Origin of the sequence: Paraniabella hibiscisoli (assembly GCF_022512515.1) — a bacterium.
Lineage (GTDB): Bacteria > Bacteroidota > Bacteroidia > Chitinophagales > Chitinophagaceae > Niabella > Niabella hibiscisoli.
In genome coordinates this window covers 3,371,687-3,395,068 of the sequence record NZ_JAKWBK010000001.1, presented here as the reverse complement: position 1 = coordinate 3,395,068, position 23,382 = coordinate 3,371,687, and the positions used below count along the sequence as shown (strand labels likewise).

General features: G+C 43.3%; 29 protein-coding genes, 1 pseudogene and 1 riboswitch. Of the genes and pseudogenes, 11 read left to right on the top strand and 19 right to left on the bottom strand.

All coding sequences use genetic code 11. The annotated features are described in order from the left end of the window. Positions 1 to 8 precede the first annotated feature (8 nt). Positions 9 to 1,061 carry a glycoside hydrolase family 88/105 protein gene (locus MKP07_RS21135; RefSeq protein ID WP_240848950.1) on the bottom strand — a complete coding sequence of 351 codons (1,053 nt, stop codon included), beginning with the start codon at positions 1,059 to 1,061 and terminating at the stop codon, positions 9 to 11. A 410-nt stretch (positions 1,062 to 1,471) separates the two neighbouring features. Here MKP07_RS21135 and MKP07_RS21130 point away from each other — a divergent pair, with 410 nt between their 5' ends. The 3 genes from MKP07_RS21130 (at position 1,472) to MKP07_RS21120 (ending at position 4,692) form a co-directional block, all read left to right on the top strand. After that, positions 1,472 to 2,797 (top strand): PAS domain-containing protein, encoded by a 1,326-nt coding sequence (locus MKP07_RS21130; protein ID WP_240848949.1) that lies wholly within the window; start codon positions 1,472 to 1,474, stop codon positions 2,795 to 2,797. Positions 2,798 to 2,822: 25 nt separating this feature from the next. Continuing rightward, the gene (locus tag MKP07_RS21125) at positions 2,823 to 4,391 is read left to right on the top strand and encodes a sensor histidine kinase (RefSeq protein ID WP_240848948.1); all 1,569 of its coding nucleotides are present in this window, start codon (positions 2,823 to 2,825) and stop codon (positions 4,389 to 4,391) included. 70 nt (positions 4,392 to 4,461) lie between these two features. Then, the gene (locus tag MKP07_RS21120; RefSeq protein WP_240848947.1) at positions 4,462 to 4,692 is read left to right on the top strand and encodes a DUF6965 family protein; all 231 of its coding nucleotides are present in this window, start codon (positions 4,462 to 4,464) and stop codon (positions 4,690 to 4,692) included. 93 nt (positions 4,693 to 4,785) lie between these two features. Here MKP07_RS21120 and MKP07_RS21115 read toward each other — a convergent pair whose 3' ends face one another. From MKP07_RS21115 to metE, 10 genes and pseudogenes are all read right to left on the bottom strand, one after another. Further along, positions 4,786 to 5,715 (bottom strand): transporter, encoded by a 930-nt coding sequence (locus tag MKP07_RS21115; RefSeq protein ID WP_240848946.1) that lies wholly within the window; start codon positions 5,713 to 5,715, stop codon positions 4,786 to 4,788. Continuing rightward, the gene (locus MKP07_RS21110; protein ID WP_240848945.1) at positions 5,712 to 6,074 is read right to left on the bottom strand and encodes a hypothetical protein; all 363 of its coding nucleotides are present in this window, start codon (positions 6,072 to 6,074) and stop codon (positions 5,712 to 5,714) included. Before MKP07_RS21110 ends, MKP07_RS21115 begins: the two co-directional genes overlap by 4 nt. Before the next feature lie 9 nt (positions 6,075 to 6,083). Beyond that, complete coding sequence (locus MKP07_RS21105; protein WP_240848944.1) at positions 6,084 to 7,112, bottom strand: cytochrome-c peroxidase; 1,029 nt, start codon at positions 7,110 to 7,112, stop codon at positions 6,084 to 6,086. Positions 7,113 to 7,116: 4 nt separating this feature from the next. Then, positions 7,117 to 7,815 (bottom strand): annotated as a pseudogene (locus MKP07_RS21100) (MbnP family protein); the annotation flags it as partial. 290 nt (positions 7,816 to 8,105) lie between these two features. Further along, on the bottom strand, positions 8,106 to 8,471 hold the full coding sequence (locus MKP07_RS21095; RefSeq protein WP_240848942.1) for a hypothetical protein: 366 nt from the start codon (positions 8,469 to 8,471) through the stop codon (positions 8,106 to 8,108). A gap of 165 nt (positions 8,472 to 8,636) precedes the next feature. Continuing rightward, positions 8,637 to 8,744: a helix-turn-helix domain-containing protein gene (locus MKP07_RS42820; protein WP_394803591.1), complete on the bottom strand. Its 108-nt coding sequence runs from the start codon at positions 8,742 to 8,744 to the stop codon at positions 8,637 to 8,639. Beyond that, positions 8,732 to 9,496, bottom strand: a complete 765-nt coding sequence (locus MKP07_RS21090) for a helix-turn-helix domain-containing protein (RefSeq protein WP_240848941.1) — start codon at positions 9,494 to 9,496, stop codon at positions 8,732 to 8,734. Before MKP07_RS21090 ends, MKP07_RS42820 begins: the two co-directional genes overlap by 13 nt. 156 nt (positions 9,497 to 9,652) lie before the next feature. Next, positions 9,653 to 9,910: a hypothetical protein gene (locus tag MKP07_RS21085; protein WP_240848940.1), complete on the bottom strand. Its 258-nt coding sequence runs from the start codon at positions 9,908 to 9,910 to the stop codon at positions 9,653 to 9,655. A gap of 16 nt (positions 9,911 to 9,926) precedes the next feature. Further along, a complete protein-coding gene (locus tag MKP07_RS21080) occupies positions 9,927 to 10,562 on the bottom strand; it encodes an SCO family protein (protein WP_240848939.1) in 636 nt (211 codons plus the stop codon). A gap of 251 nt (positions 10,563 to 10,813) precedes the next feature. Beyond that, positions 10,814 to 13,120, bottom strand: a complete 2,307-nt coding sequence (metE, locus tag MKP07_RS21075) for a 5-methyltetrahydropteroyltriglutamate--homocysteine S-methyltransferase (RefSeq protein ID WP_240848938.1) — start codon at positions 13,118 to 13,120, stop codon at positions 10,814 to 10,816. A gap of 135 nt (positions 13,121 to 13,255) precedes the next feature. Then, positions 13,256 to 13,451: riboswitch (cobalamin riboswitch) on the bottom strand. A gap of 610 nt (positions 13,452 to 14,061) precedes the next feature. On the opposite strand from metE, the gene MKP07_RS21070 reads away from it, so the two are divergent. Next, positions 14,062 to 14,445, top strand: a complete 384-nt coding sequence (locus MKP07_RS21070) for a response regulator (RefSeq protein WP_240848937.1) — start codon at positions 14,062 to 14,064, stop codon at positions 14,443 to 14,445. 78 nt (positions 14,446 to 14,523) lie between these two features. Here MKP07_RS21070 and MKP07_RS21065 read toward each other — a convergent pair whose 3' ends face one another. From MKP07_RS21065 to MKP07_RS21040, 7 genes are all read right to left on the bottom strand, one after another. After that, positions 14,524 to 15,054: an EamA family transporter gene (locus MKP07_RS21065; RefSeq protein WP_240848936.1), complete on the bottom strand. Its 531-nt coding sequence runs from the start codon at positions 15,052 to 15,054 to the stop codon at positions 14,524 to 14,526. After that, positions 15,042 to 15,434: an EamA family transporter gene (locus tag MKP07_RS21060; RefSeq protein WP_240848935.1), complete on the bottom strand. Its 393-nt coding sequence runs from the start codon at positions 15,432 to 15,434 to the stop codon at positions 15,042 to 15,044. The genes MKP07_RS21065 and MKP07_RS21060 overlap by 13 nt, the downstream gene beginning before the upstream one ends. Positions 15,435 to 15,522: 88 nt before the next feature. Further along, complete coding sequence (locus MKP07_RS39190; protein ID WP_262919404.1) at positions 15,523 to 16,089, bottom strand: aminotransferase-like domain-containing protein; 567 nt, start codon at positions 16,087 to 16,089, stop codon at positions 15,523 to 15,525. Positions 16,090 to 16,100: 11 nt separating this feature from the next. Then, positions 16,101 to 16,937: an aminotransferase-like domain-containing protein gene (locus MKP07_RS39185; RefSeq protein ID WP_262919403.1), complete on the bottom strand. Its 837-nt coding sequence runs from the start codon at positions 16,935 to 16,937 to the stop codon at positions 16,101 to 16,103. Positions 16,938 to 16,979: 42 nt separating this feature from the next. Further along, entirely contained in the window at positions 16,980 to 17,357 is a 378-nt protein-coding gene (locus MKP07_RS21050) for a hypothetical protein (RefSeq protein WP_240848934.1), read from the bottom strand. A gap of 187 nt (positions 17,358 to 17,544) precedes the next feature. Further along, the gene (locus MKP07_RS21045) at positions 17,545 to 18,114 is read right to left on the bottom strand and encodes a hypothetical protein (RefSeq protein ID WP_240848933.1); all 570 of its coding nucleotides are present in this window, start codon (positions 18,112 to 18,114) and stop codon (positions 17,545 to 17,547) included. 627 nt (positions 18,115 to 18,741) lie between these two features. Next, complete coding sequence (locus tag MKP07_RS21040) at positions 18,742 to 19,446, bottom strand: DUF1349 domain-containing protein (RefSeq protein ID WP_240848932.1); 705 nt, start codon at positions 19,444 to 19,446, stop codon at positions 18,742 to 18,744. Positions 19,447 to 19,679: 233 nt separating this feature from the next. Between MKP07_RS21040 and MKP07_RS21035 the strand changes: the two genes are divergently transcribed. The 7 genes from MKP07_RS21035 to MKP07_RS21005 all read left to right on the top strand — a co-directional run bounded on the left by MKP07_RS21035 (position 19,680) and on the right by MKP07_RS21005 (position 22,910). After that, positions 19,680 to 20,267, top strand: a complete 588-nt coding sequence (locus MKP07_RS21035; RefSeq protein ID WP_240848931.1) for a TetR/AcrR family transcriptional regulator — start codon at positions 19,680 to 19,682, stop codon at positions 20,265 to 20,267. 31 nt (positions 20,268 to 20,298) lie between these two features. Beyond that, positions 20,299 to 20,796 (top strand): hypothetical protein, encoded by a 498-nt coding sequence (locus MKP07_RS21030; protein WP_240848930.1) that lies wholly within the window; start codon positions 20,299 to 20,301, stop codon positions 20,794 to 20,796. A 1-nt stretch (position 20,797) separates the two neighbouring features. Continuing rightward, positions 20,798 to 21,106, top strand: a complete 309-nt coding sequence (locus tag MKP07_RS21025) for a DUF3817 domain-containing protein (protein ID WP_240848929.1) — start codon at positions 20,798 to 20,800, stop codon at positions 21,104 to 21,106. A 1-nt stretch (position 21,107) separates the two neighbouring features. Next, positions 21,108 to 21,467 (top strand): rhodanese-like domain-containing protein, encoded by a 360-nt coding sequence (locus tag MKP07_RS21020; RefSeq protein ID WP_240848928.1) that lies wholly within the window; start codon positions 21,108 to 21,110, stop codon positions 21,465 to 21,467. A 77-nt stretch (positions 21,468 to 21,544) separates the two neighbouring features. Further along, positions 21,545 to 21,931, top strand: coding sequence for a hypothetical protein (locus MKP07_RS21015; protein WP_240848927.1), 387 nt, complete (start codon positions 21,545 to 21,547; stop codon positions 21,929 to 21,931). Between the two features lie 220 nt (positions 21,932 to 22,151). Further along, positions 22,152 to 22,637 (top strand): oxygenase MpaB family protein, encoded by a 486-nt coding sequence (locus MKP07_RS21010; RefSeq protein WP_240848926.1) that lies wholly within the window; start codon positions 22,152 to 22,154, stop codon positions 22,635 to 22,637. Between the two features lie 60 nt (positions 22,638 to 22,697). Continuing rightward, complete coding sequence (locus tag MKP07_RS21005) at positions 22,698 to 22,910, top strand: hypothetical protein (RefSeq protein WP_240848925.1); 213 nt, start codon at positions 22,698 to 22,700, stop codon at positions 22,908 to 22,910. On the opposite strand, the gene MKP07_RS39180 is transcribed toward MKP07_RS21005, so the two are convergent. Beyond that, positions 22,907 to 23,359 (bottom strand): GntP family permease, encoded by a 453-nt coding sequence (locus MKP07_RS39180; protein WP_262919402.1) that lies wholly within the window; start codon positions 23,357 to 23,359, stop codon positions 22,907 to 22,909. The two genes, MKP07_RS21005 and MKP07_RS39180, sit on opposite strands and share 4 nt — an antisense overlap. Positions 23,360 to 23,382: the final 23 nt, after the last annotated feature.

Below are 23,382 nucleotides of genomic sequence, written 5' to 3'. Positions count from 1 at the left end.
TGGCGAAATTACTTTCCCAGAAGCGCCGCAGCACACCAAAGGTAAGGTGCCTGTCCATGAAAATCGCCGGCGTTCCGCGGACGATCATGATAATGTTGTTTATCGTTCTTTTTACCGGTACCAATACATACTTCTGTTACATTACTACGCGCATCGATATAAGGAATCATCGCCATCCAGGCTTTGCGGGCAGCGGCACCGTACTCAGCAGCATCTAACCATCCCTGCTGAATGCCCCTTATAAAAGCGTAGGTAAACATAGCCGTGCCGGAGGTTTCGGGCCAGAAATCGGGTTCATCAATCAACTGATTCCACATACCGCCCGGGCTTTGATGCTCTTTCAGGCTTTTCATCATCGTTAAATACCCCTGCATAATGCGGGGACGATCTTTGTGATCTTTCGGTAAAGCGCTCAGCAGATCAGGCATCCCTACTGCCATCCAGCCATCACCCCGGCCCCAGTAATAAGGCACATCCGGAGCATGAAAGAACAAACCATTGGGACGCTGCAATTCATCGAGGTACATAACCATTTCTTTCGCCGCCCGGTCAATATACTTCCGGTCGCCGGTTACTTTGTAAGCCTCATTTTGCACTACAGTGATCATATACATATCATCGATCCAGAGCCGGGTTTGCCAGGAAAATCCTTTACCAGCCCAGGCTTTTTCTTCTTTATTGGCATTCGCTGGCAACTCCCACTGCGTATCAGCATAAGCCAGGCCCATTTTGCGATAACGCTCATCTTTAGTTACCTGGTATAATTTCAAGGCAAGGCTTCCAAACATATTATAATCCACGTGATTCATGGGTGGCAACAATGGCTTTTCTCTATCAAAAAATGGTTCAAATTTATCCTGCAAAAGCTTGATCAGCTTTTGGTCTTTGGCCTTTACGGCATAATCCAGCGCACCATTCCAGGTACACACCTCAGCATAGTGAATGTATCTGGCCGCATACAGGTCGTGCCTCCCGTCTATAAAATGATAGGCCAGGCGCTTGCCTATATCCTGTGGTGCGAAATTCTTGGGAAAACCTGTTAAAGCCGAAGACTGGGCCACCAGGATCCTGCAAGAGCAAAGGATCAGTAACGATAAAAGGATTTTTTTATACATGTGATGATTGGGGATTGACTTGTTTTTTTCCTGTTTTTATTCATAAAAATCATGCTGTAGCTCCAGGTTGAGCCCAACTACTGTTCTATAGCATAATAGATTGCAGCAATCTTTGAGAAAAGCATTTAAAAGTACTGGCACACTATTGGCGTATACATTATGGATACTTGCAGCAATCGGCATTCTTTTTCTTTTCCCTTGTTGTAAAGTAAAAGAACATCCTTTACAGGCAGTATTCAAGTTTTTGCTCAATTGTCTCAAAATGCATGCTTTTTGATGCAAATACGGCAGCTTAAATAGTTACATTTGTTAGAATTAAACCTTAAAACCTTTTCTGAACAATTCGATTCCAACTCATGCCGAAACCTGAAAATTCCGCAGCCGCCTCCACCCTGTTGAACATACTGAAGCTCTCAACAGAAGCCACAGCTATTTACAGTAGCGATCAAATTATCATTGAATACGTCAACGACGCCATGCTGTCCTTTTGGGGTAAAAGCACTGATATTATCGGCATGAAGCTGGAAGAGGGCGTGCCCGAATTGAAAGGTCAGCCCTTTAACAGGATGTTACAGGAAGTGCTGCGAACCGGCGTTACAGATGAAGGTGTGATAGCTGCAGAAACCCTGATCAATGGGGAATTGGTTACCCGCCAGTATGCCTATTGTTATAAAAGAGTTTTGGCGCCCAACGGCCAGGCCCTGATACTTCATACCGCGACCGATGTAACCACGCAGCTGGAAGGCGCCCGCGCTATTGAGCTGGCGAATACCCAGATATTGGCGCTAAATCGTGAACAGCAGTTGAATGAAGAGCTTGCCTCGGTAAATGAAGAGTTACTGGCATCCAATGAAGAACTGGTCCAGACCCGGGAAATGCTGGCTTTGCTAAACGTAGAACTGGAAGACAAAGTAAAAGCAAGAACCGAAGACCTCGCTGCAAGTGAAACCGCACTGAAAGCCGCGAACGAAGAGTTATCTGCCATTAACGAAGAACTGTTTACAATCAATGAAGAGCTCGTAGAAAGCGAACGAAAATTGCAGCAGCTTCTGAGAGAGCTGGCGGGCAGTGAGCACAAGATCAGAAGTATGGTGGCGGGCGCTCCTTTTCCTATTGGCGTATACGTAGGCCGGGAAATGCGCATAGAGCTGGCCAACCAATCTATTATAGATGTTTGGGGAAAGGGCAATGATGTAATCGGGAAAAGCTATCATGAGCTGCTTTCGGAGCTGAAAGGAACAGGTATTTATGAACAGCTGGACCGTGTTTTTATGGAGGGTAAACCATTTCACGCCCGTAACCAACGCATAGATCTTGTGATTAATGGCACCTTGCAGCCGTTTTATTTCAACTATAGTTTTACAACGTTGTATGATGATGAGGGGCGTATTTACGGCGTAATGAATACAGCAGCCGAAGTAACCGACGTGGTATTGGCCAAGCAAAAAATAGAGCAAAGCGAACGCAACCTCCACAATATGATCCTGCAGGCGCCCATTGCCATGTGTATTATGCTGGGGCCTCAACATGTGATCACGGTAGCTAATACCCAGATGATTGAGCTATGGGGAAAACCAGAGGAGGAAGTGCTCCATAAACCCGTATTTGATGCTTTGCCGGATGCACGCAACCAGGGACTAGAGGAAGTTCTGGCACAGGTATATACAAGGGGAAACTTTTAGCGCCAATGAAAGGCCCGTCAATTTATTGCGCAACGGTGAGTGGGACACCGTTTACCAGAATTTTGTATACGAGCCCTACCATGACGAAAATGGCAAAGTGCAGGGTGTAATTGCCATAACCATTGACGTAACGGCACAAGTGGTGGCACGCCGGCGTACCGAAGAAAATGAAAAACGCTTCCGATTCCTGCTGAATGCTATGCCCCAACAGGTATGGACAGCTGCGCCTAATGGCAATTTCACTTACCTGAATGAGGTTATGATAAGGGATTTTGACCGGTCATTTGAAGACATTATCAGCCAGGGCTGGGAGGTTTTCATCCATCCCGAAGACCTGCCGGACGCACTCAACAGATGGCAACGCTGCCTGCACAGCAAGCAACAGTTCCTGGCAGAGTTCAGGTTAAAATTCAGCGATGGTAATTACTACTGGCACCTTGCCAGAGCGGTGCCTATGATTGAAAATGGAAAAGTCAGCTTCTGGCTGGGTACGAATACTAATATTCACCGCCAAAAGGTGAATGAAACCATGAAAGATGAATTCATCAGTATCGCCAGTCATGAACTTAAAACGCCATTAACCACTATTAAAGGATTCTTTCAGCTTATTAAACGCGATGTTACCGAGCAAACCAGCCTGGGCAGTTTTGTGATAAAGGCAGAAAGACAACTGGAGCGTCTTTCCCGCTTAATAGAAGACCTGCTGGATGTATCGAAGATCAACGCAGGCAAGATGATCTATAACAAAGAACTTTTTGATTTCAGCGCCCTGATGACCGACACGGTAGAAAGCATACAACATACTACAACAACGCACCAGATTGAATTACATTCAGATTGTTCTATTGAGTTCTACGGCGATCAACTGCGTATTGAGCAGGTGTTGATCAACCTGTTGAACAATGCCATCAAATACTCTCCCGGAAGCCGCAAAATCACGGTAAGATGCACGATTGAAAATAGCAACCTGGTAGTTTCAGTAGAAGACCTGGGCGTAGGTATAGCAGAAGAGCACCTCAAAAGTCTTTTTGACCGCTTTTACCGGGTAGATAATTCTTCCGCACGTTTCCAGGGACTGGGATTAGGTCTTTTTATCGCGAATGAAATTGTGAAAAGACATGGGGGTAGCTTCTGGATCGAAAGCCAGCCAGGTGACGGATCTACTTTTTCTTTTCTCTTACCGCTAAACGGCACCCAGGAGTTTACCGATAAAGCTACCGATCACGAAACCTATTATGAAGGCAGCTTTATTCGCATACATTACCGCGAACAGGAGGCTTACTTGGATGTAGAATGGCTGGGCTACCAGAACTATGACTCTGTTGTAAAAGGATGTGGCATTATGATGGACCTGATGCAGAAAAACAATTGCTATCACATACTGAACGACAACTCGCTGGTAAAAGGTAACTGGTCCGAAGCTTCGGACTGGGGCGCTTCCGTATGGTTTCCGGCCATGGCAGATGCAGGACTTAAAAAATTTGCCTGGATCTACTCGCCCAGTACTTTTAGCCGGATAGCTGCTAATAAAAGTCTGCCCTCCGATTACGAAGCTGTACAGGTGGCTTTTTTGATAATAAAAGCAACGCGTTAACCTGGCTGCTGTCATAAATCAGCCAGCTTTTACTCAGTACGCTTTCTATCTTTTTCTTTACATTGCACCCATGATTCCAACCATCCACCAGATATTAGAGATTGAGAAATTTTTTAACGAAATAAATATACCTACCGTAGTCAAACTCGATCAGGCATCTACTCAAACCAATGCCCCCAGGTTTGTGCAAGAGAATATTGAGCTGTTAAAAAGCAATGCATTAAATGCGGTTGCTGCAGGACTTTGCTACAGCAGGCTACAGGCCCTTAAAGCTGCGATCCTTGACCCGATAAAAGCATAAATGTACCACCGGGTAGCATCGTCGAAAAGCGATGTAATCAGAAAACCGCAACCCGGGATGCAGGTTGCGGCCACCTACCACTACGCTTATCGTCTAAAGTGCAACTGCCAAATGCACCATAACCCGGTCTTGGGCTTTTACAATACCACTGGCCAGGTTTTGGGACAAGGGTGTTTGAAAATTAGCGCCAACGGCAAATTTTCCAAAGGCTGTTTCCAGGCCAACTGTGCCCATTAATAAATTCCCACCGGATGTAAGAACCCTGATATTTTCATCCCGATCGGTTTGCGAGGTTTCATACTGCACGCCCGCATTGGGTGCAATCATCACCTTACTTTTAGTACGAAATTTATAATAAGCCTGCGCGTTTAAGCTCGCTTTGTCACCGTATTGGTAATCGAACCGGTTGGCTGTATTTATTTTGTAATTCCCGTTTAAATTAACCCCCGCATCCTGCAACCTTACGTCATACATTGCATTGACATTAAAGTCGTAACTACCGGTTCCCAATTGAAACAGGTTGGCGCTTTGCGCATTATCGGCGCGGTCGGCAGGGTTATACTTACCTGTTGCCAGCTTTACACCGCCACCCAGCCAAAGGCTTTGTACTAACAGGTTGGTGTTGCTGGCTCCCGATATAGTATTGCGCGAATTCAGCAGTTGATAAAAACCAAACAAGCTAATATCGCCTATGCCATTTTTTGCTGTGGTAGTGCCCTGATTAGACTTCTCATTAAAACTATAAGGCAGCACGGCCATTACCCTTATATGATCGTTCAGGTTCCATCCGCCCCAGGCCTCGGCTATATTGTATCGCTCTTTGGTAGTGAGCGGCGTATTGGCCCCTCCTACTCCAACATGTGATATTACCTGGTTATACCGGTATCGCACGCCTACAATATGTTTATAGAAATCGGGCAGGATACCGATATAATTATTACCGGCCCCGCAACCGCATATATCGCAGGCCAATGAGGTTAGAGAAAAACTACATGCTATTAAAATATGGACTATTTTTTTCATAAATAATTGTTGATTATCACTTCCGTTAGATTGTTCATTTCCTGTTGGCACCAGACGCCTCGGGCAAGGGCTGCAAATTGCTGTTTACAGGCGGCACTGCAGAAGCCGAATAGCTGTCCACTATAGACCAATGTATCCGTTACACCTGCAGTTAATGGCATACCACAGCTGGTATCTCTATCAGAAACAAAACTCAAATAACTCAGATCTGAATCTGAATGATCGTGCGGCTTTACCTTCATGCTGCTATTCACATGATGATGCTGTTCTGATTGATCAGGAGCTGTATTTGTTGATCTGTCACCATTGCATCCATAGAACAGAATGGCTAACACAATCATGTTTAGTATCCTTTTCATATAAATAAATTATTGCTCAGACAAAAGCTTATTATTAATAAAGCTTTTATCATTCAGTGTATTTAAAAATGCCAAGACCTGTTGCTTTTCTGTTGCAGACAATGCCAGGTTGTTTTGCAGCACGGGATCGAGATTAGGCGTATGTTGTATATTATTGCTATACTGATCTAACACCGCATCCAGCCTGATAAAACGGCCATCGTGCATATAAGGGGCGGTATAAGCCAGGTTGCGTAAACTGGGTACTTTAAACTTATACCGGTCTGCTTCATTCAGGGTAATATCATAACGCCCCATATCGTTGTTGGCGCCAATACCAATGCCATTATTCCGGAAACTATTATCAGTAAACAAGGGCTCTTTATGACAGCTCCCGCATTTCTGCTGAACCAGCTTATAACCTGCCGCCTCTTCGTTGGTAAAAGCAGCGTTACCTATCTTTTGCACTACGCTGTCGTACTTACTTTCGGCACTAACGCACATGATCATAAACTGCGACAAGGCTTTCATGAAATTGGCCGTTGTGATCTGATCGGTACCGAAGGCTTTTTTAAACAGGGCCGGATAAGCTGAATGGGCATGCAGCTTGCTGATCACGTTGGCGAGAGACTCATCCATCTCCTCATGTGTTGTGATAGGAACAATGGGTTGCAGGTCCAAATCGAAAACACCGCCGTCCCACATAAAAGCAGGCATCCAGGCCAGGTTCATGATCGGCGGACTGTTTCGCTTGCCGAGGCGGTCATCAATACCATGACTTACGTCGTGGCCATGCTGGGTAAATGCCGATGACTGTATATGGCAGCTACCACAGCTGATCGTGTTATTTCTAGACAAGCGTGGCTCGTAGAAAAGTTTTCTTCCCAGCTCAAAGGCTTCCTGCGTAACCGGATTGCCCGATATGTTATAAGTAAGTTCGGGAAAATGGGCCGGCTTTCTAAATCCTGCAAATAAAGATCCCGGAACCAGCTCATCTTTACTACAGGCAATAATCACTATCATAATGGACAGGATTACGCCGATCTGCTTAGTTCCCATTGGCTTAATTTTCGGTATGATCATGGGTAAACATTGCCGTAAAATTGTTAGCCACTTTTACACTAAAGTCGCTAAACATAACCTGCGGATTGGCAGCTATACTTACTGGGTTAGTGCCACTTAATACTTTATCAATATCGACGAAGAAGTGAATATTGGCGCTCCTGTTGGTACGAACCTGGGCGATACCGCGGGCAGTAAGATCTACTGTGATGGTTTTAATATTATTGATCGTCGGCGCTGAGTATCCTCCAAATCCCCCGATATGATATCGATACTTATTAGCACCGGTGGGATCTAAAGGAGCCTGAGGACTTGTGCCTTCCATTTTAAAAAATATATAACCGCTATTCCATCCCCAGTACATACCACTTTCCATGCCACCGGCAGGATCCAACACCCCGGTTCTTTTGCTTACATCCATGGTGCTTCGAAGACTATCCACACCAAGTGTAAATGTTATTTTTGAGTAATCTCCCTCAGGAACTTTTACATGCGCAAAACGGGAATCAGGATTTGCTTCGCTGATTAAAAAATAACTGCTATCCTGCGGAACGGTATAGCGGGTACCATTTGCTTTGGTAACCACTATATTGCTGATAAAATATTGCAGTAACTGTATTGTATAGTTTTCGCCGGTGCTGTTTTTATAGCTGGTTGTATTGAGAATCAAATTCTGTCCTCCCACGATATTATCAAACTCAACAGATAAAGGCGCGAGGTTTTCCTGGTTAAATTCTGGTTCGGTAACATTTTTTTACAGGATAATAAAGTACTTAATAAAAGCACCGCCCATGCGAATTGCATTTTATGGATCATTTTTAACGGATATTAATAGTAAGAAAATAGATGCTATGCCCTATCGCAGGCATATACGAAGAGCAAGTTGCAGCTGTATCAGTAATAGCCTATATAGCAGCCATCACTGATACATTAAAAATTAAAAACCGGCATCAGACCAACATCGGCCATTATACCGGAAAACATATGGAATCAGGCGCAGGGCGGGCGGAATACGGAACGTGGCATTTTAATTTCAGTAGCAGAACCCTGTATATAAAAATACCGGGGTACTATAAGCGCTACATGATGGATGGCTGGAAAAAAATGTTTTGACGACAAGCTATAATCGATCTTGGGGGCAGCTTTCTCTGCCTCCTTTTGTTTTTTAGTTTCCTCCTCCTGTATCTTTTTAGCCAGCTGGCACTTGCCATTACATTTAAGCATGGGACGTGCTTTGTTAATACAGTTCTTCGCGTATTTCTCCAGGTTTATTTTATAGTCTACCCATAGCCACACATTCCCAAAAGATTGGGCTGCAAATACAACTAACAATATGGTTACTAAAAAGAATTTCACTGATTTTTGCAAAATTACCGGGTTGTACAGCTATTAGGATTTACATAATCATGACAAATATTTATACGATCCGGCCATTTCGGGCTCTTACCAATGCACAGGTTTTATCTTCTTACACCAATTTACCTGTAACACATCAGCTCTAACTATTGCTCCCCATTGTCATCACCCGTTTCTCCTGAATGTTTCCGGCGTTACTCCTGCATTCTTTTTGAAAAACGTAACAAAATAAGAAAGACTCTCAAACCCCAGCTGACCGGCTATTTCGCCCACTGATAAATTCGTATAATGTAGTAGCCGCCGGGCTTCAGTATAATTCGATTCCTTATAAGCTCACCGGCAGTAATGCTCCTATGTTCCTGGCAAAGCTTGTTCAGGTAATTAGTACTGATATATAATTGTGCCGCGTAAGCTGCCGGCGTTTTTAAACGGCTATGCTGTTCTTCCACCATCCGTTCAAATTGTATCACTTTCTCGGAGGTTGCTCTTTTCTTTTCTGCAATCAGAGGCAACTCAATACAACGTTCCAGTTCAATAAGGATGATGTTCAAATAAGATCTCAGCACCTGTTCATCACGTTGCCCCTGGTACTCAGCAAGCATTAAAGCCACCAGGGCATCCCATTTTGCAGCATGCTCCCCTCCAAGGCCTAGTTCAGCTTTGGCCTCCCTATTCAAAAAGGCAAACCTTTGCAATACATTGCTATTATATCGTAAAGAAAAAAAAGTTTCTGCGAAGCAGATGATACTACCCGCAGCACTGCTGCCTACATCCACCTGAACGATACTGCCTGGTTTGATACAAATAACATTTGCCGGTGTAAGGGGCACAGTCTCATCATCTATGAGCATGTGCCCACCCGGCTCTTCTACATGGACCAAAGTATAAAACATTTGTTTATGAGGCGATAACAGGTGCGGATAATCATTAAGAATACCACCTAAACCACCCATCCAGAAGAAGGTTTTATCCGTAGCAAAAACATCGACAGTATACACAGGTATCATATCTGATTTTGTACCCATGTAAAATAATTTTGATTAACACTATTGATATAAAATGCTAACCAACCAGAATCGGCGGCTTAAGAATGGAAGATGGCAGGCCTTTTAATAAAGTAGCATCTACCGGAAGAGAAAATACAGCGCGGCTACCTGCTATACTAACAGGCGTTTCAATAGTCACCTTGCGGTTATCGTAAAAAGTACGGTTCCGTTTAACTTCAAATCAGTGGTATCCTGTTGCTGCTGTTCATGCTCGCTCAGCTGCTCTTCGAGATAGCAGGACCCTTTACAAAGAGGAATGGCATCAAACCGGTTAATACATAAGTTTTCAGAAATATAGTCCCTGTTTAAATGAAAAGCGGCTAATATAACCAGGCCACTCAGCGCCTGGAACAGGAAGGCTCCCAATAGTAATATGAGGACAGTTTTTTTCAAACGCAGCGAAGGTACACTAAAATTGCTCCCGGAGCAACCGTTTAATATCTGCGATCAAACGATCGGTTTCTTCAGGCCGCAAGCTGTTATATACACCGCGTATATGGCGATCCTTATCTACCAGTAAAAAACCGCCGCTATGTACAAAACCACCGGGAGCCCTACTATCGGGATGTGCAGCCGAATAATAAGATTTTTCAGCCAGCTTAATAATTGTATCGGGTTGCCCGGTCACAAAATGCCATCGGGCTGTTGGCACACCCAGGGCCCGGGCATATGCTTTCAGCCGCGGAATGGTATCCCGTTCGGGATCTATGGTATGCGACAGGAATAATACCCGACTATCGGTTGCATAAGCATCATATACCTTTTTGAGCTCCATTGTCATAACCGGGCAAATAGTAGGGCATGATAAAAAGATAAAATCGGCTATGTATATTTTGTTTGTAAAACTGGCATTTGTTACCGGGCTGCTATCCTGGTTAATAAAATTAAAATCGGCAATACGCGGATATATCTTCTTATCTCCTACCATTGTTGCTTCGCCCAGTATGGGCAAAGGATCCTGGTTACTTCCACAGGACGCCAATATTAATATAACACTACAGATGAAGAAGATGCGCTCCATATGATAAAAGTAGACAAAATACATCTTCTTATGATAGATGAATTTTATCCATAAATTAGGGGGATTGTCCCTATTATATCACCCTTTGCGGGGTTTTAGGCACTTATATCAGGCAATGTTACAATTATTTCATCCCTTGCGGGACTGATATATAATTGAGCGCTTAACAATTCACTCACCCAACCGCCCTGGCCCAATATCGATGATCTTCTCCCCCTATATCCTTGCCAAACATCTGTAAAAAAGCAGCAGGCTTTCGCCTGCCACCAGATTGATTAAAATAACAGTTCTACATTTATAGTTTCCCGGGCCTCGCGCGCTGCAGCAACCATGTTCTCCAGCGCTATTTTTGTCTCGGGCCATTTGCGTGTTTTCAGACCGCAATCGGGATTAACCCATAAATGCTGCGCGGGCAACAAGCTGGCTGCTTTGGTCAGGAGACTAGTCATTTCTGCCACAGAAGGCACCCTTGGTGAATGAATATCGTATACACCCGGACCTATTTCATTGGGATATTTAAAATGAGCAAATGCCTGCAGCAGCTCCATCTGCGAGCGGGATGTTTCAATAGTGATTACATCTGCGTCCATAGCGGCAATATGCTCAATAATATCATTAAAATCGCTGTAACACATGTGTGTATGGATCTGGGTTTGATCGGCTATTCCACTAGCCGCAATACGAAATGCCGTGACTGCCCAATTCAGGTACTCCGGTTGATTGGACTTCCGTAGCGGCAACCCTTCCCGCAGGGCAGCTTCATCGATCTGGATGATATTAATACCGGCTTTTTCAAGTGCTACTACCTCATCCCGGATAGCCAGTGCGATCTGGTTGGTGGTCACACTTCGCGGTTGATCATCGCGAACAAAAGACCACTGTAGAATAGTAACCGGCCCCGTTAGCATACCCTTCATAGGCTTGTTAGTTTGTGCAGCAGCAAAGCGGCTCCAGCGAACGGTCATATCCTGCGGGCGACTGATATCTCCATAAATAACCGGTGGCTTTACGCAACGGCTGCCATAACTCTGTACCCAGCCATTTTTTGTAAATAAGAAACCATCCAGCTGCTCACCAAAATATTCTACCATATCATTCCGCTCAAATTCTCCATGAACCAATACATCGAGCCCGATAGACTCCTGCCAGCGAATGGCTTCGACAGTTGCCTCTTCAATAGCCAGTTCGTATTGCTCAGTGCTAAGATCGCCTTTTTTATATTGAGCTCTTAACTGCCTTATATCATCCGTTTGAGGAAAAGAACCAATGGTAGTAGTAGGAAAAGCAGGGAGTTGAAGACGCTTTCGCTGCAGTTCCTGCCTTGCAGCAAAAACACTTTTTCTTGTGGCATCTGCGGCTGTAATGGCCGCCACGCGATCCTTCACTGATTTTTTATGCGCTTTTTCTGACAGGCTCCTGCTTTGAATCGCTTCCTTATTGATCTGTAAAAGATTATTGGTACCCTCAACAATCTGTTTCAATGCCGTCACTTCATCTAATTTTTGCCTGGCAAAAGCCATCCAGTTTTTAATCTCCGGATCAATGGTATTTTCGGGATCCAGGTCGATGGGACTATGCAAAAGGGAGCAGGATGGAGCGATCATAATACGATCACGACCTATCTTATCAATAGCCTTGTTAATAAACGATATTGATCGTTCATAACAGTTCTTCCAGACATTTCTTCCGTCAACAACGCCCAGGGAAAGAATAAGGTTATCGGGTATAGTAGCAAGAATTGCGTCTAATTGTTGAGGAGCCCTCACCAGGTCAATATGTAAAGCAGCTACCGGAAGGTTCAACGCCCACTGTGCATTATCTGCCAACGCTTCAAAATAAGTGGCAACCAGGATTTTCACCCCGGCTATTGATTTAGCAATCTGCCGATACGCCCACTCAAAGGCTTCCTTCTCTTTATCAGAAAGATCCAATGCTAAAAATGGTTCATCCAGCTGTATCCATTCGGCGCCCAACTGTTTAAGCCGGGTCAATACCTCTACATAAACAGGTATTATTTTCTTAATCAGATCTATCTTTTCAAAACCGGCTTCCTTCTCCTTGCCAAGTAGCAAATAGCTTACAGGGCCAATCAATACAGGTTTTGCCTTTTCGCCCAACAGCGCTTTAGCTGCCACATACTCTCCAAATACTTTTTCGGAAAATAATTTAAACTCCTGCCCCGCGGTGAATTCAGGTACAATATAATGATAATTGGTGTCCAGCCATTTGGTCATTTCCATTGCCGTGATATCCAGCCCATCTTTCTGGTAGCCTCTTGCCATAGCAAAATACAGATCCGTTTCCCCATTGGCTTTTACTTCCGTTAATACCGGAGCATACCGTTGGGGAATAACTCCCAACATCAGGCTCATATCCAATACCTGGTCGTAATAGCTAAAATCATTACAGGGTATTAGTTCAATACCTGCCTGAAGCTGCGTTTGCCAGTTTTCTTCCCTGATCTTAAACGCTGTGCGCTGCAGATCTTTTAAATCAATTTTACCTGCCCAATACTGTTCGCAGGCTTTTTTCAATTGTCTTTGACTACCGATGCGCGGGTAGCCCAGGTTTTGTGTTTGCATTAAAATGTTTTTTAAAATGATTAAATGCATCTACGACCCAATTCGCTGAAAACAGCAAACCTGCGGTGCTTAGAACATTCGATGCTGTTCCATAAAATATGCACGGTTAAAGTTTGTTGCTTTGTCATACGAATGTCCGTTTTACCAAATAAGGCAGGTCTCCTGACTTGTAACATTTCAGTCATCCTTCCCATGCCAGCTATTGGGCACAGTGGACATACATTGACCGAAACCTGTTGTAGCTACTTACAGTTGCGCGACAGTTCATGATTTACACATGATTCCCTATTAATGCCGATTTGCATCGGTAACCCCGTTTAGCTGATGTATACAAAGAGCTACATTCTACTTCCTTCGAATGTGCTACAAAGCTATTCATAGTAGCTTATAATACTACTTATTTAAAATAAATTGGAATAAAACACTATAAAACAATAATTTCACCAGAATATAATAATACTACTACGTTAATAAGATATAAGATTTAGCATTTAAAACTTATAACCTTGCTTTGAGTTGCTGCCTTCATTTACCTAATCCATCAGATACATGGCAATTAACAGCAGGCTCCAAACATATCTTATTGTTAGCAATGGTATGCCTGTAGAAATTTGCGCAACCGTATGCGCAGGTATGAGCTTAAAGCGGTTAGCTGTATTAATAGGTTCCTGTTAAAAAGCAGGATTGTCTGCCCCGTTCCACCCCTTTAACAGCAACTGCAATAAGGTTGCAGCTTAACCGGATTGTAATCAGCCTATTACCTTTACAATCCTTATAATATATGCCTGCTGATTATTTGCCTATTTACCATAACTGCTATCAATAAAGGCTGTGATCCTACCCTGGCTGCCATTTTTCACCATACACCCGTACATCATCTCCTCCGGTTAGCGTTTTCCATTATCGATGCAACTCAATACATTTGCCGCCCCTAAAACTCTATGAACAGGAAAAATTATACATTGGCTGTTTTTGATTCAGACAAAGCAATGCTGGAAGCTTGTGCGTTAATACTCAGGGAGCAGGATATCGACATCCTCGCCTTCACCAGTAGCAGCCATTTCCTGGATCAGCTTCAAAGCTCATCGCCATCTGCTATTTTGCTGGACAATTCTATATTACCACATGGAGGGCTGGAAGTATTATATTTATTACAACAACACCCAACGATTAGCAAGATCCCGGTGATTTATATGACAGCAAATGGAACAAAAGGTGACGAAGCCATAAAGGCAGGGGCCAGCTTCTTACTACTGAAACCCTTTGACCTGTTGCAATTAACGGAAACAGTGTTGCAAGCCTGCGGAATCAGTAACAAGAACTGATAGCTTCTTTACTAAGACAGAACAGCTCCGATAAATCGATATACCCGCTTTCTACTCCGAAATATGGTTAACAAAAAACTATCTGTTCCCGGACCTTAAACGTTTGAAAGCGGAAAGTATATATTTTTCCAGCAGGTTAAAAACCAAACCAGCCATCACAAACAAAGACGCCAGGATCTTCCAGAAAGGAAGCGGCTCATTCAGCACCACTGCGGCGCTTAAAAAACCAACAACCGGTATTAAAAGTGTAAACGGCACTACAGCAGCAGTAGCGTAAGAATTTAGCAGAGACCCCCAAATGCCATAGCCCACATGAGTGGATAAGTAAACAATGTAAAGAATAGCTAATACAACAGGCAGGGATATATGTTGGAGAGAACTCACAATACGTTCAGGCCCTTCGATAAAAAATGACAACAGCGCCATAAAAGGGAAAGCTACCAGGTTACCCCAAACCACTAACGAGAGTGGCGACTCTGCATCTACTTTTTTGGAAAACATATTACCTGCAGACCAGGAAAGCGCCGCCAGTATGGTTAAAACCAATCCAACCAGGGAAGACTTATCTCCCATGTGAAAAGCAACAATACCAATCCCTATAAAAGACACCAGGGATCCACATATCTTCCATATACCGGGCCTGTCCGCAAAAAGAACGCAGCAAGCCCCATGGAGAAAAAGACCTGTACCTGTAACACCAGGGATGCGAGCCCGGTTGACAATCCCATATAAATACCGCTAAATAAAAGACCGAATTGCATGACAAAGGTAAAAACACCATACCCTATAATATATTTTAGCGGGGCTTTGGGACGGGGCAGTATAAACACCCAGGGTAATGCGGCAAGGCCAAAACGAACGGCACATAACAACAAAGGCGGAAAACCATTTAGACCATAATGAATGGCAATAAAATTAAGCCCCCAGATCAAAACTGTAAAAAGAGCCAGTAAAAGATGTTTGGTCGATAAATTGATTGCCTTGCCCATTATAATAACCAGAATAGTAGCCGGCAAATTTCCGAAATCCTGCCAGATAAATACAGATACAGTTTTGAATATTTTTATGGATACAGATTTACAAAGCCTGTTTAACGATCTTACCCAGGCGTTTCAAGTCGAACTCCAGGCGATCATCCCACTGTAAAGCAAAATTTAAGCGCATACAATTATTAAACTGGTCGCGTTGGGTAAACATCCGGCCTGGCGCAAAGCTTAATTGCTGCCGTATTGCGGTATCAAACAAATCTGCTGTATCGATACGTGGATCCAGCTCCAGCCAGAGAAAAAAACCACCCTGTGGCTGCGATATCCTGGTATTGGCGGGAAAGTACTCTTCAATCGCTCTTTGAAACTTAAGACAATTTGTATGAAGGGTATGACGGATCGTTCGTAAATGATGATCATACCTCCCAAATTCCAGGAAATCGGCAATTACTTCCTGATATAGAGAAGGCATGGATACTGTTTGCAGCAGCTTCTGCATAATAATGTGCTCCTTGAATTTACCGGGTGCCACCCAACTTACCCTATAGCCAGGCGCCAGGGTTTTTGAAACGCCGCCACACCACATCACTATTCCTTCTTCATCAAAAGCTTTACAGGGTTTGGGGCGGCTGCCTCCGAAATACAGATTCCCAAACAAGTCATCTTCGATCAGGGAGTATGATGGTGTGTCAATAGCTTTACTAACTGTTTCTTGTTCTCATCGGGCATCAGGCTTCCCAAAGGATTGCTGAAATTGTTGACTAGGCAACAGGCTTTTATCTTATGTATCACTTTCTCTAATGCAGCAATGTCAATACCTGTTACCGGGTGCGTAGGAAGCTCGATAATATTTAAGCCCATCGAGCGGACCAGTTGAAGAATGCCGAAGTAGGCTGGACTTTCGGTGGCGATATAATCTCCCGGCTGTGTAACAGCTCTTAAACAATAGAAAATAGCACTCATGGTCCCCGCTGTTGTCACCAGGTCCTCTTCCGATATTTTGCCTTCCAGCACCATGGACCATTTGGCAATGTTTCGCCTAAGGTTAACACTACCCTGCGCCGGCTCTACCGCTGTACCACAGCCCTCCATGCTACGCGTCACTTTTATCACACTTTTGTTCAGCTTGGCAATGGGCAGTAAACTCTGATCAGGAATACCCAAAGAAAACTGCTGGATATTTTTATAGCGTAATGTATCAAAAACTTTATTGATCAGGTCTTCGGGATTTTTTTCCTTAGCCGAAACTCTGGGTTTACTAACAGAGGGCAGTAAAAGCTTTCTTTTAGATGTTTTACTAACAAAGTAACCAGACCTGGGACGCGATTCGATCAGTGACCTGCTCTCCAATTCAATAAATGCCTGCGTGGCAGTATTCAGGCTCACATTATACAGGGTTTGAATAGAACGCAGAGAAGGCAATTTATCTCCTATCCTCAAAGTTTCAGACATGATCTGCCCTTCTATAATTTTTGCGATCTTCCGGTATAAAGTATCCCTGGCCATCCTGCTCTTTTGTTAGAATTTATGTAGTAAGATACTAATTAATTACAAACAGCTATTGAGCCAATTTACCAGGCGCTCATTGGCCTCTTTGTGTTTTTGAGCCTTTGCCTGCCACTCATTTGTTGGGTACTGCTCCCTGGTTAAAGTCATCAGCTGATGCTCCCATTGGTGGCCATTATAAGCCTGATCCATTACAGTCCTGAAAACCGCCTTTCCCGACTCATTTACTGTAACATAAGAATAACCGATCATAGTATTCTTACACCGGGCTGCGTAAAGCGGGCAACCAAAATCTGCAGTCAGCGGCGATGCTTCCGCAGGTTCTACAGCAGCGTCTAATGATAATTGCCGCTTCCGGTAGAGTTCCTTAATTGCACCAAGATCCGGAATACAAACAGGGCTAAAACACAGGTCTGTCAAGGTGGGCTGTATAGAATTTGTCGCTTTCATAACACAAAGCTACATCAGCGAACTAATTAGATACAGATACAGAATGAAGTAAATTTATGGATACAGATTACTAACCCAAACCTCCCGGGTATTTAGTGGGTGCTCAATTCACTCCACACAGCAGCGTCGGTGTTCCTTACAAAATCGGAGATCTGTTTTACTCTAATTCTGTTTTCAGGAATTGGATAGAAGCGGCCTCCGAAAAAAATAAAAGCTTTTCAAATAAAATTTTATAAAACTGTGCTTCACCCACCTTTTGCCTATACTTGTGCAATAACAGCGCAGACACCCCATACATTTCGGGTTTATAACTACCCATCAGCAAAGAGTCCGTATTATTGAGCGCATTAATGTAGGATTTATCCATTGCTATCCGTCCTTGGATTTCTTTCCAGTCTTCACCCGTGGAGCTACCATACCGAACCTCTCCCCCGCTCAACAAAGCGGCCATTCCTTCATTTAAAAACTTATTGAATTTATAGTTGGAAAGAACATAATGTATTAATTCATGTCGGTAGTAACCACCGGCGATCACATCTATAACGGTATTGTTATCTTTTATGAACCTGAACGTTGAGAAATAATTATAAAAATTAAAGTATTCGAGGCTGTTAAAATACCCGTTACCGATAACATATTGTAACTTTTTTGAAGGAGGCATAAAAGCAGGGTACTTATCGCGGATACTTCGAAGCGCCCCCGCAAGATAGATACGAGATTTTTCCATACTGTGCAGATATTTATCCCGTTCTACTGCTTTGACATGAAAACAAATATCTTCATAATCTACTGAAGTATACTCCTGGTTGTAAAAAGGAAACAGTACCTGCTGTTTCTTTACATCTACAGCTACTTTAACCGTACCCTGAAAAAGCTTAATTGCTCCTTGATTAAATTGATAATAGACGTTAACGGAAAATAAAATGCTATCAGAAAAATAGGACTCAATACCAATAATTTCAAAAAGCAGGTTCCGGGCAGTAACGCCCCTATAATGATGGATGCTGCGTTATTCTTAAAAGTTGAATCGGTGTTGATTGCGAATAGCTCCATCTTAAAAAGTGCTGAAGCGTTGCCAAACTTTCATGGACAATTTCGAATGTTTTTGTTTCGGGAACAATCCCCTCAGATTTGCTCCTTCAAGTATTTCAACAAGAGTGACTGTCGGAGCATCCTGGCTCCATCCGGATACTGGCAAATAAACCGTCAGCAAAAAGCACCCTCTTATTAAAAGCTTTCTCATCAGCAGATAATTATAATACCGGTAAGTTAGTTAAAATACGAACGCTTGAAAAATCAATTTCCAACCATTACATTCCTAACCGAAAGTCCTTTACGCTTTTAGTCTCAATATTCACCTCATTAAAATAGCTAACGGTTCCGGTATCCACCGGGCATTGGGCGCTGATACCCAGGAAAATCTTTGAGGGATACTCATTCTTGTACAAACGCGCCAGCTTCCATTTTTATTATCCAGTGAATAATAACTACCCACTGTTTTTGTATCGGAGGAAAGTTTCATGTAGACATATTTTTGCGGAATCAAATCGTGGTTATTGTCATCAGAAGTACCCACCGTTCTTACAGAAACCACCCGGTGATCGCCACTTTCATCCTGCTCAAAACAAAACTTCTGGTACAGATCTTTGCTGCTGTAGATATACAACACGCCGGCGTTATAAGTACCATTAGCCGTAAACTGAGGCGTTACTTTTGCCGTTAATGTAAATGGCTTCGTATTATCTACTGATGACAATAATATGGGGGCTGAATTATTGGAGAGCTTCCCATCAGGATCGGAGAAAAAGTCTTTTTTAGCGCCTACTCTGAACAGTACTTCCCCGGAGCTATCTACCTTAATTAATTCCGCAGCATTATTCAATGATTTATCAAAGCGCGCATTACCTATCCTGATGTCAGCATCAGCAAGTGTGCTATCAACTGCAGTTACTATCTCACCGGTTGGGGTTTCAACAGACTGTGTATTACGCTCCTGGTTGTTGCAGGCTAACAATAACAGCAATGCAGATACAGGTAATGGGCTCAGTATTTTCTTCATGATCGGTTTTAAAGTTTATTTATCTGTTTCAAATGTAAGGCAAAGGTGATTAAGTAGCAGGTAATTACCTTTCGTGACATATAAAAATCGGGGATTGAATATTTTTTATCTCAAGCCACGGAATTTTACGCCAGGAAATGTGAGGCTATAGAAAACTGCACACCCATTTCCGAAACACTTTCCCCATTCACCAAATAGTACTTCCTTTGTAACCTACTAATCAGTATTTTTTTATGAAGAAAGCAGCAGCCACACGACTTACTATACTGCAAAAAGCATTTGAGCTTATTTATGCCCAGGGCTACCAGGCAACCAGCATCGATGAGATTATTGCTACCACCCAGGTTACCAAAGGAGCATTCTTTTACCATTTCAAAAACAAAGACGAGATGGGGCTCGCCATTATAGAAGAAATACTAAAACCCACACTTACCGGCAGCTTCATACAACCTTTAACAAGCAACGAAAACCCATTGAAGGCTATTTACGATTTAATGTATTACCTGCTGATAAAAGATAAATTTCTGAAACCTGAATATGGATGTCCCGCCGCCAACTTCACCCACGAAATGACATCATGGAACACTCATTTTAGTAAAGCCCTGAATGAGCTCACCGGGCAATGGATGCAGGTAATGACCCAAGCCCTGGAAAGAGGAAAAAAACAGGGATGGGTGGGTAAAGAGGTAAATCCCAGGCAGGCTACGCTTTTTATTATGTCCGGATACTGGGGCATCCGGAATCTTGGAAAACTGGGTAATAAAACCTACTATACCGCTTACCTGAAAGAACTCAAAAGATACCTGGATCAGCTACGATAAATTTCAATAATAAAAAAACATACCAATTAGTATGTTTTTTTATACTTTTGCATCGCTCAACAAAAAAGCGATGTACACTATACTCTTATTATTGCACTCTTTATTCAGGTGGCTGGTGTTAGCCAGCCTGGCTTATAGCATTTACCGGGCGTGCAGGGGATATATGCGCAACAGCACCTTTACGCAAACGGATAATGCAGTCCGTCACTGGACAGCTACCATTGCACATACACAGTTGTTGATCGGAATGGTGCTTTATTTTAAAAGCCCATTGATACAGTACTTCTGGACACACCAGCAAAAAGCATCTCTGGCTAAAGAACTCAGCTTTTTCAGCATTATTCACATCTTACTGATGTTTGCATCGATCCTGATAATAACGATCGGATCAGCGCTGGCCAAAAGACAGACCCGGGACAGAGTTGCTTTCAGAACAATACTAATTTCTTACTCAATTGCGTTGGTACTGATTCTCATAGTTGTACCCTGGCCCTTTTCTCCACTAGCCAACAGACCTTATTTCAGATAATATGAAACATTTACTTCAAACAAAAATCGGCAGGCTGCGCATCATCGGTTTTCTCGAGGGTCTTTCACTGCTGACATTGATCTTTATAGCAATGCCCTTAAAATATGGCTTTAACAACCCCGCAACAGTTAAAGTGCTAGGGCCCATTCATGGAGCTTTATTTGTGTTGTTTATTATCAATACACTGGGTGTAGGAGTTGAGCAGCAATGGAAGTTCACCACTACTACCTGGAAGGTTTTATTAGCCTGTATGATACCATTCGGAACATTTTATATTGATAAAAAGATCTTAAAACCACTTAACACCTGATATGAAGGCAGCCATCCTGTTAATATTGATCACGGCCCTGTTTTACGCCGGATATCGCCTGTACAGGGCCGCGCATCTATCCAAAGAACTTCAGTCAAAAATAAAAGGTGGCGCTATCCTGCTGGATGTAAGAACAGAAAAGGAATATGCAGCCGGACATATAAAAGGGGCCGTAAATATTTCCTTAGGCACCATCAGGGAACGCTATGCAGAACTGGATTCGCAAAAAGTATATATCACTTACTGCTCGCACGGATTAAGAAGTGTGAAGGCCGCTACCTTACTAAAGGAAAGAGGATTTAAACAGATTTACAATGGAGGCGCCCGGGAAGACCTCGAAAAACTATTACCGAAACGTTAATCATTCATCTGCATCCAACATGACCTCTTGTGCTTCAACCCGCAATTCGTATTAACTTAGCTTTCAAAAAATATAGCATGAGCAGCCGTACCCCAATCCTGCTACAGGCATCGGACTTTGACGATCTGGATGGATTTTATAGTACTATTTACAGTATGATGGACCTGCATGAAGACTGGAAGCCTGCTCATAACCTCGATGCCCTCAACGATATGTTGTATAGCGGCTTTGGTAAAGAACCGGTAAAGCTGGTGTGGGAGCAATCCGTAAAAAGCCGAATCGACTTAGGACTGCAGTCCACACGCGAATTTTATCAGCATAAAATAGACCAGGGAAAACCCTATAATACGGAGTGGGCCACTAAACAACTGGAAGCATTAAATGCAGGCCAAGGACAGACCCTGTTTGATATCATTGTGGAAATACTCCGGTCACATACGCATATCGAATTAATTTTACTTTGATAGGAAATTGAGTAGTACTCTTTTCGAATTAGGAGTACAAAAATTTTAACCGCAGCGACGCCAGGATCAAAGGAACAGCACTAAAGCTATAAAGCATTGAAAGCCATTTTCCGTGTTCCACCTACCACCTCAATCGGCTAACCTATAAATATACCATTCGAAGATCCTTTTACCATGTGAAACTTTATTATAACTTAGCACTATTAATAATTCTGACCTGATGGAGTATTTCGTAAAAGAAGGATCTATAGTACGCACTATATGGGGAAAGAGCGACACGATACTGTTTATATTTGCAGGCGCAGCTGCAGAGTTTGCTTTAAATAAGTCTGTAGACTGGTTGTACTTTACAGGAAAACTACCTTCCGATCCGATAGGGCGCCTGTTCTCTACTGTGCGTTATGCCCGGGAAATTGTTTTTGCACCAAAAGAAGCCGCTTTCAAAGCCATTGATGTCATTACACAAATACACAAAGGAGTAGAATCAAAACGAGGCTACGCTATACCCGACTGGGCCTATCGCGATGTACTTTTTATGTTGATCTATTATTCGATTGCGGCTCATGAACTTTTAGAACATCCGTTAACTGATGCTGAAAAGGACGAAGTATACTATGTATTCTATCGTGTGGGGACCCGAATGGGATTAAAGAGCTACCTGCATCTTATGCAGGCTGGTTACCGGTACGGGATGCACACTTATTAGAAAACCTTCAAAAAAGTAATTATACAGAGGACCTTTTTCTTCAATACAAAAAACACCTGGGTGCCATACGGTTTAAGGTTTTGCTGGAAGGTCAGAAACTGGTGGTGCCCGACCGGGTTAAACAATTGCTCAACTTCAGAGTTTTCTCTTTTGACCCCGGCCGTTCCCCTGTATAAGGTAAGCCGTGTTATGAAAATGGACTGGCTATTAAAACACCTGTTGCTTCCTGCCGATTATAAAGACCAGATCAATGCCCTTAACATGCATCCCTAAACAAAAAGATCGAGCAGTAATACACCACCCAAACCTGCTATACCAATAACAGACTCCATAACCGTCCAGCTTCTGAAAGTATCTTTCAGGCTTAATCCGAGGTATTCTTTAAACATCCAGAAGCCGGTGTCATTTACATGGGAACACATCAGGCTACCCGCACCAATAGATAATACCATCAGTTCGGGATTTACGTGCATGGAAGCCACCAGCGGCTGTACGATACCGGCAGCAGTGAGCCCGGCAACTGTTGCAGAACCAATAGCAATTCGTAATACCGTAGCTACCAGCCATCCCAGCAAAAGAGGTGGCAAGCTACTATCCTTAAAATAGCTGGTAATTGCATCGGCTGTGCCACTTGCTATTAATACCTGCTTCAACGCGCCACCTGCAGCAGTAATCAATATAATGGCCGCAATAGCACTGATCGCACTACCCGATTGCTCCATCAGCCCGCTCACTTTTACCCCTC

Excerpts from the sequence above, each read along its gene's own strand:
- MKP07_RS21130 (WP_240848949.1), top strand. The coding sequence starts at position 1,472 with ATGCCGAAACCTGAAAATTCCGCAGCCGCCTCCACCCTGTTGAACATA.
- MKP07_RS21120 (WP_240848947.1), top strand. The coding sequence starts at position 4,462 with ATGATTCCAACCATCCACCAGATATTAGAGATTGAGAAATTTTTTAAC.
- MKP07_RS21115 (WP_240848946.1), bottom strand. The coding sequence starts at position 5,715 with ATGAAAAAAATAGTCCATATTTTAATAGCATGTAGTTTTTCTCTAACC.
- MKP07_RS21110 (WP_240848945.1), bottom strand. The coding sequence starts at position 6,074 with ATGAAAAGGATACTAAACATGATTGTGTTAGCCATTCTGTTCTATGGA.
- MKP07_RS21105 (WP_240848944.1), bottom strand. The coding sequence starts at position 7,112 with ATGGGAACTAAGCAGATCGGCGTAATCCTGTCCATTATGATAGTGATT.
- MKP07_RS21090 (WP_240848941.1), bottom strand. The coding sequence starts at position 9,496 with ATGGGTACAAAATCAGATATGATACCTGTGTATACTGTCGATGTTTTT.
- MKP07_RS21080 (WP_240848939.1), bottom strand. The coding sequence starts at position 10,562 with ATGTATTTTGTCTACTTTTATCATATGGAGCGCATCTTCTTCATCTGT.
- metE (WP_240848938.1), bottom strand. The coding sequence starts at position 13,120 with ATGCAAACACAAAACCTGGGCTACCCGCGCATCGGTAGTCAAAGACAA.
- MKP07_RS21070 (WP_240848937.1), top strand. The coding sequence starts at position 14,062 with ATGAACAGGAAAAATTATACATTGGCTGTTTTTGATTCAGACAAAGCA.
- MKP07_RS21060 (WP_240848935.1), bottom strand. The coding sequence starts at position 15,434 with ATGGGCAAGGCAATCAATTTATCGACCAAACATCTTTTACTGGCTCTT.
- MKP07_RS39185 (WP_262919403.1), bottom strand. The coding sequence starts at position 16,937 with ATGGCCAGGGATACTTTATACCGGAAGATCGCAAAAATTATAGAAGGG.
- MKP07_RS21045 (WP_240848933.1), bottom strand. The coding sequence starts at position 18,114 with ATGGAAAAATCTCGTATCTATCTTGCGGGGGCGCTTCGAAGTATCCGC.
- MKP07_RS21040 (WP_240848932.1), bottom strand. The coding sequence starts at position 19,446 with ATGAAGAAAATACTGAGCCCATTACCTGTATCTGCATTGCTGTTATTG.
- MKP07_RS21035 (WP_240848931.1), top strand. The coding sequence starts at position 19,680 with ATGAAGAAAGCAGCAGCCACACGACTTACTATACTGCAAAAAGCATTT.
- MKP07_RS21030 (WP_240848930.1), top strand. The coding sequence starts at position 20,299 with ATGTTTTTTTATACTTTTGCATCGCTCAACAAAAAAGCGATGTACACT.
- MKP07_RS21025 (WP_240848929.1), top strand. The coding sequence starts at position 20,798 with ATGAAACATTTACTTCAAACAAAAATCGGCAGGCTGCGCATCATCGGT.
- MKP07_RS21020 (WP_240848928.1), top strand. The coding sequence starts at position 21,108 with ATGAAGGCAGCCATCCTGTTAATATTGATCACGGCCCTGTTTTACGCC.
- MKP07_RS21015 (WP_240848927.1), top strand. The coding sequence starts at position 21,545 with ATGAGCAGCCGTACCCCAATCCTGCTACAGGCATCGGACTTTGACGAT.
- MKP07_RS21010 (WP_240848926.1), top strand. The coding sequence starts at position 22,152 with ATGGAGTATTTCGTAAAAGAAGGATCTATAGTACGCACTATATGGGGA.
- MKP07_RS39180 (WP_262919402.1), bottom strand. The coding sequence starts at position 23,359 with ATGGAGCAATCGGGTAGTGCGATCAGTGCTATTGCGGCCATTATATTG.